The sequence below is a fragment of the Streptomyces sp. NPDC001027 genome (assembly GCF_040299045.1).
Lineage (GTDB): Bacteria > Actinomycetota > Actinomycetes > Streptomycetales > Streptomycetaceae > Streptomyces.
Map to the genome: position 1 here is coordinate 1 of NZ_JBEPBI010000369.1, position 5,536 is coordinate 5,536.

Consider the following 5,536-nt stretch of genomic DNA (forward strand, 5'->3'; position numbering starts at 1 on the left):
CCTGGAAGTACGAACTGGACCACGAACCGTCGGCGGGGCCGGTCTGCGCGGACTGCGGAATCCTCGTCCCGCGCCCTGTGCTCACACCCGAGGCGCTGGCGCACGCCCGGCGCGGGCGGCTGCTGCTGTCGGCCTGACGTCGGCCCGAGCTCCGCGCGAGACCGGCGGCCCGTCCCCCGGCCGGTCCGCGGACGGCAGGGGTGCGCCGGGGATGCCGCACCCCTGTCTCCCCTGACCCGGCCGCGCCCCGATCCGGCCCGGGGGAACCCCGGCCCGTTGCGGACGTAACGGACACGCCGTCGCCGCACATGCCGGACGGGCGGACACGTCACGGACGACGGCGGACACGCGCCGAACCGGCGCGCGGCAACGGAAGGTAGCAGCCGAAAATACGGTCGCTCCACTGTTTTCCGGCGGAGAGAGTCGGCGGGATGAGACCCGACCGAGCCACCCGCCAGAGGACTTGAAGGAGCCCGCCATGTCGACGCTGCGCGTCACCGCCGAAGTGCTGACCGTCCACGAACACCCCGACGCCGACGCCCTCGAACTGGCCCAGGTCGGCCTGTACCGGGCCGTCGTCGCCAAAGGGGCGTACCGCACCGGGGACGCCGCTCTCTACATCCCCGAGCAGTCCGTGCTCCCTCTGGAGCTGGTCGAGGAGCTGGGGCTGACCGGGCGGCTGGCGGGCAGCAGGTCGGACCGGGTGAAGGCGGTGCGGCTGCGGGGCGAGCTGTCACAGGGCATCGTGTGCCGGCCGAAGGCGCTGGCCGACGTCGACCTGACGCGGGCCGCGGCGGACGGCGTCGACTTCGCGGAGCGACTGGGCATCGTCAAGTGGGCGCCGCCGATCCCGCCGACCATGAGCGGGGACGTCGAAGCGGCCCCCGATCTGCTGCCGTGGGTCGACATCGAGAACATCCAGCGCTACCCCGGCATCTTCGAACCGGGCGAGCCGGTGGTGCTGACCGAGAAGCTGCACGGATCGGCGTGCCTGCTGACGTATGTCGCCGGCGAGGAGCGCGTGCACGTCTCCTCGAAGGGCTTCGGCGCGAAGTCCCTCGCCCTCAAGGAGGACCCGCGCAACCTGTACTGGCGCGCCGTACGCGGGCATGGCGTGGCCGAGGCGGCCGCCCGGCTCGCCGAGCGGCTGGGCGCCCGCCGGGTCGGCGTCTTCGGCGAGGTGTACGGCGCGGGCGTACAGGATCTGACGTACGGCGCGGACGGCCGGCGCGAGAGCCTCGGATACGCCGTGTTCGACGTCAGCGCGGACATCGACGGCACCGTCCGCTGGCTGGACGCCGGGCAGCTGCTGGGCGGCGAACTGCCGCTGGCGCCGCGCCTGTTCGAGGGCCCTTACGACAGCGCGCAGGTGCTGGAGATCGCCTCCGGACGCGAGACGGTCTCCGGAAGCGGGCTGCATCTGCGTGAGGGCGTGGTGATCCGTCCGGCCGTCGAGCGGTACAGCCCGGTGACCGGGGGCAGAGCCATCGCCAAGGCGGTGAGCGGCGCCTACCTGACCCGAAAGGGCGGCACGGAGTACGAGTAGGCGGGGCCGGGAGCCGGCGTGGGGCGGCCGGGGGTCGGGTGTCGCGAGCTGCGGCGGTCTGTCGTGGCGGATCGGCCCCGGGCCCCGGGGGCGGCGTCGGGTCAGCGGTGGCCCGCGCTCCCGGCGCTTCCCCCGCGTCGCTCGGCCAGCAGGCGTGAGCCTGCCATCCGGTCGCCCAGGACGTCGTCGGGGTTGGACAGGACACAGGTCGCGAGGGACAGGCAGCCGCAGCCGATGCAGTCGGTGAGGTGATCGCGGAGCCGATTGAGCTGCCTGATCCGCTCGTCCAGCTCGGCACGCCACGCCTGCGACAGTCCGGCCCAGTCCTCACGGGTCGGGGTGCGCTCCTCCGGGAGTCCGGCAAGGGCCTCACGGATCGTGGCCAGAGGGATGCCGACCCGCTGCGCGGCGCGGACGAAGGCGACGCGGCGCAGCGTGTCGCGGTGGTAGCGGCGCTGGTTGCCCGAGGTCCGCCGACTGCTGATCAGGCCCTTGGACTCGTAGAAGTGGAGGGCGGAGACGGCGGCGCCGCTGCGGGCGGCGAGCTGGCCGACCGTGAGCTCGTGGATCTTCTCGGGTATCTGGGGCACCCCGGAAAGCCTACCCACCCCTCTCGGCCCGGGGTCCGTTGACATCGGCCCGCCACCCGACCATGCTAAGCAGTTGCTTAGACCTATGGCAGGGTGGCATGGGCATCCAGTGACACGAGAGGGCCGCAGACATGGCAGAGCCGAGGATCTTCACGTCCGCCGACGAGCTGAGGGCGGCGGTGGGCGAGCAGCTCGGGTACACCGACTGGCTGGAGGTGGACCAGAAGCGGATCGACCTCTTCGCGGAGGCCACCGGCGACCACCAGTGGATCCACGTGGACCCGGAGAAGGCCGCCGCGGGCCCGTTCGGCACGACCATCGCGCACGGCTACCTCACCCTCTCCCTGCTGCCGCTCTTCGGACCGCAGCTGATCACCGTCGAGAACGTGAAGATGGGCGTCAACTACGGGACGAACAAGGTGCGTTTCCCCTCCCCCGTGCCCGTCGGCTCGCGCGTGCGCGCCACCGCGACGATCACCGGCGTCGAGGACGTCACCGGCGGCGTGCAGGTCAGCGTCGCGTTCACGGTGGAGCGCGACGGCGGCGACAAGCCGGTGTGCGTGGCGGAGTCGGTGTCCCGCTACTACCTCTGAGGCCCGGCGTCCGCCGGACGCCCACGCGGCTACTTCGCCGCGCCCACCATCCGCAGCACGAGGTCGGCGTACAGCTCGCCGACCTCGTCGGGGGTGCGCGGCCCGCCGACGTTGAACCAGCGGGCCACGTCGATGCAGAGGGACAGCACGGCGAGCGTGGTGCCGTGCACGTCCGCCACGGCGAACTCACCGCTCGCCACACCGTCCTCGATGATCCCGCGGACCTCGGCGTCGACCTTGCGGCGCAGGCCGAGGATCTCCGCGCGGGCGTCCGGACCGAGTGCGTCCAGCTCGTACTGCACGACCCGCGCGGTGGTGCGCCGTCCGGCGTGCCAGCGGACGAAGGAGCTGACGGCCTCGGCGAGACGCTCGGTGGCGCTGCCCTCGTCGGCGGCCGCCGTGCGCAGGATGTCCAGCGCACGCTCGTGACCGATCCGGCTGATGCGGTGCAGCAGCTCTTCCTTGGTCTTGTAGTGGATGTAGAGGGCGGCCGGGCTCATGCCCGCGCGCCCCGCGATGTCCCGCGTCGTCGTCGCGTGGTAGCCGCGCTCGGCGAAGGCCTCCACGGCGGCGACGAGGAGTCGCCGGGCCGCGTCAGGGGTGACCTCGTCCCACGGCTCGATCTCGCCGCCGGACGTCTCCTCCGCCGTAGTCATCGCTCGTCGCCTCTCTCGGTACGGGGTCCCCACCATACCGCCGAAGGTGAGCGCTCGCTTAGCGTGCCCGCTCAGAGCTTCTCGAAGGGGTCGTGGTCGGCGAGCAGCTTCTCCAGGCGGGCTTGGTCCACCCGGCTCACGATCTGTCCGGCCTCCTGCCGGTCGCGGATCACCTTCGCCAGCGTGAAGGCGGAGGTCACCAGGTACAGGACGGCGATCGCCAGGAAACCGCGCACCCAACCGTCGGTGTGGAGGTTGTAGATGCCGATTCCGGTGGCCGCGACGGCGATGCCGAAGGAGGCGACGGCCTGTCCGTAGAACGCCGCGGTGCTCTGCTGCTTGACCGGTGTGTCACTCATGGGGACAAGCTTCGGCGGCTGCGGTCCGCGCCGCATCCGTCCGCGTACTCAGGTCGTACTCAGAACGCCGAGACCCCCGTCAGGGCCCGTCCGATGAGCAGTTTCTGTATCTGGCTCGTGCCCTCGTAGAGCGTCATCACGCGGGCGTCGCGCAGCAGTTTGCCGGCCGGGTACTCGTCGATGTACCCGTAGCCGCCGAAGACCTGCAGGGCGTTGTTGGCGGCGCGCACGGCGGCCTCCGAGGCGAAGAGCTTGGCCTTGGAGGACTCGGTGGCGAAGGGCAGGCCCCGGTCGATCAGGTCGGCGACCCGCCAGGTCAGCAGCCGGGCCGCGTCCACGTCGACCGCGATGTCGCTGATCAGCTCCTGGACTAGCTGGTGGTGGGCGATGCTCTTGCCGAACTGCTCGCGCTCGCCGGCGTACCGCACCGCCGCGTCCAGGGCGGCCTGCGCGATGCCCACACAGCCCGCCGCCACCGACATCCGGCCCTTGGCCAGCGCCGACATCGCGACGGAGAAGCCCTTGCCCTCGGGCGCGAGCATGGCGGAGGCGGGCACCCGGACGTCCTGCAGGACCAGCTCGGCGGTCGCCTGGCCGCGCAGGCCGAGCTTGCCGTGGATGGCGCGGCGGCCGAGGCCCGCGGTGTCCGTGGGCACGAGGAACGCGGAGACGCCCTTGTGGCCCGGCGCGTCGGTGGAGCGGGCGAAGAGCAGGACGACGTCCGCCCAGGTGCCGTTGGTGATGAACGTCTTGGCGCCGTTGATCACGTACGAGTCGCCGTCGCGGACCGCGCGGGTGGCGAGGTTGCCCGCGTCCGAGCCGGTGCCGGGTTCGGTGAGGCCGAAGCAGCCCACGTACGCGCCCGACGTCAGCCCGGGCAGCCAGCGGCGCTTCTGCTCCTCGCTCCCCCAGGCCGCGACGGACTTGGCCACCAGGCCGAGGGAGACGGACACGATGCCGCGCACGGACGAGTCACCGCGTCCCAGCTCCTCCGTGACCAGGCAGTAGGCGAGGTGGTCGCCGCCGGAGCCGCCGTACTCCTCGTCGACGGTCAGCCCGAGGAAGCCGACCTCGCCGAGCTTCTTCACGACGGACCGGTCGACCTCCTCGGCCCGGTCCCAGGCGACGACGTGCGGGGCGATCTCGCGGTCCACGAACTCCCTGGCGAGCTGCCGGACGGCCGTCTGCTCCTCGCTGAGCCCCAGGTTCACCACGAGAACACCTCACTGAAGGGAAGCCGGACCGGCGGATCGGCCGGAGCGCCGGACCGGGAGGTCGGCGGGGAGACCGGCCCGGCACGCCGGCACGGGAAGTCGGACTTTAAATTAGCACTGCTAGTTTCAAGTGCGCAGCCCTACTATGTGCGCCATGGCCCGACCGCGCAAGCCCCTCCTCAGCACCGACCGGATCGTCGAGACCGCACGGGCGCTCGTGGACGCGGAGGGCCTCGCGGCCGTCTCCACGCGTCGGCTCGCCGCCGAACTGGGGGTGAGCGGGCCCTCGCTGTACAACCACTTCCGCACCAAGGACGAGATCCTCGAAGCCGTCGCCGACTCGGTGAGCGCCCAGGTCGACCTGTCGATGTTCGAGGACGCCGGCCGGGAGTGGCGGACCGCGCTGCACGACTGGGCCGTCTCCTACCGGGCCGCCCTGCGCGACCATCCGAACATCGTCCCGGTGCTCGCCCAGGGACCCGGCCTGCCAGGGCACCCGGCTGAAGCCGCTCGTCCTCGCGGTCACGGTGATGGGGAAGTCCATCGCCGAGGTCTCCGGGATGTCCATCAGCGACTGC

7 protein-coding genes are annotated in these 5,536 nt (G+C 71.9%); 3 read left to right on the plus strand and 4 right to left on the minus strand.

Annotated features, from left to right (window positions below):
- Window positions 1–478 precede the first annotated feature (478 nt).
- Complete coding sequence (locus ABT300_RS40715; protein WP_351687243.1) at window positions 479–1,546, plus strand: RNA ligase (ATP); 1,068 nt, start codon at window positions 479–481, stop codon at window positions 1,544–1,546.
- Window positions 1,547–1,647: 101 nt separating this feature from the next.
- Here ABT300_RS40715 and soxR read toward each other — a convergent pair whose 3' ends face one another.
- On the minus strand, window positions 1,648–2,136 hold the full coding sequence (gene soxR, locus ABT300_RS40720) for a redox-sensitive transcriptional activator SoxR (protein ID WP_351687246.1): 489 nt from the start codon (window positions 2,134–2,136) through the stop codon (window positions 1,648–1,650).
- A 131-nt stretch (window positions 2,137–2,267) separates the two neighbouring features.
- Here soxR and ABT300_RS40725 point away from each other — a divergent pair, with 131 nt between their 5' ends.
- A complete protein-coding gene (locus tag ABT300_RS40725; protein WP_351687249.1) occupies window positions 2,268–2,729 on the plus strand; it encodes a MaoC family dehydratase in 462 nt (153 codons plus the stop codon).
- A gap of 29 nt (window positions 2,730–2,758) precedes the next feature.
- Here ABT300_RS40725 and ABT300_RS40730 read toward each other — a convergent pair whose 3' ends face one another.
- The 3 genes from ABT300_RS40730 to ABT300_RS40740 form a co-directional block, all read right to left on the minus strand.
- Entirely contained in the window at window positions 2,759–3,385 is a 627-nt protein-coding gene (locus tag ABT300_RS40730; RefSeq protein ID WP_351687251.1) for a TetR/AcrR family transcriptional regulator, read from the minus strand.
- Window positions 3,386–3,456: 71 nt separating this feature from the next.
- Window positions 3,457–3,744, minus strand: a complete 288-nt coding sequence (locus ABT300_RS40735) for a YiaA/YiaB family inner membrane protein (RefSeq protein ID WP_351687254.1) — start codon at window positions 3,742–3,744, stop codon at window positions 3,457–3,459.
- Between the two features lie 59 nt (window positions 3,745–3,803).
- Window positions 3,804–4,955 carry an acyl-CoA dehydrogenase family protein gene (locus ABT300_RS40740; RefSeq protein ID WP_351687258.1) on the minus strand — a complete coding sequence of 384 codons (1,152 nt, stop codon included), beginning with the start codon at window positions 4,953–4,955 and terminating at the stop codon, window positions 3,804–3,806.
- Between the two features lie 157 nt (window positions 4,956–5,112).
- Between ABT300_RS40740 and ABT300_RS40745 the strand changes: the two genes are divergently transcribed.
- The coding region (locus ABT300_RS40745; protein ID WP_351687256.1) for a TetR/AcrR family transcriptional regulator at window positions 5,113–5,536 on the plus strand (424 nt) is incomplete at its 3' end.

Coding starts and splice junctions, on each gene's coding strand:
- ABT300_RS40715 (WP_351687243.1), top strand. CDS start 479: ATGTCGACGCTGCGCGTCACCGCCGAAGTGCTGACCGTCCACGAACAC.
- ABT300_RS40725 (WP_351687249.1), top strand. CDS start 2,268: ATGGCAGAGCCGAGGATCTTCACGTCCGCCGACGAGCTGAGGGCGGCG.
- ABT300_RS40730 (WP_351687251.1), bottom strand. CDS start 3,385: ATGACTACGGCGGAGGAGACGTCCGGCGGCGAGATCGAGCCGTGGGAC.
- ABT300_RS40735 (WP_351687254.1), bottom strand. CDS start 3,744: ATGAGTGACACACCGGTCAAGCAGCAGAGCACCGCGGCGTTCTACGGA.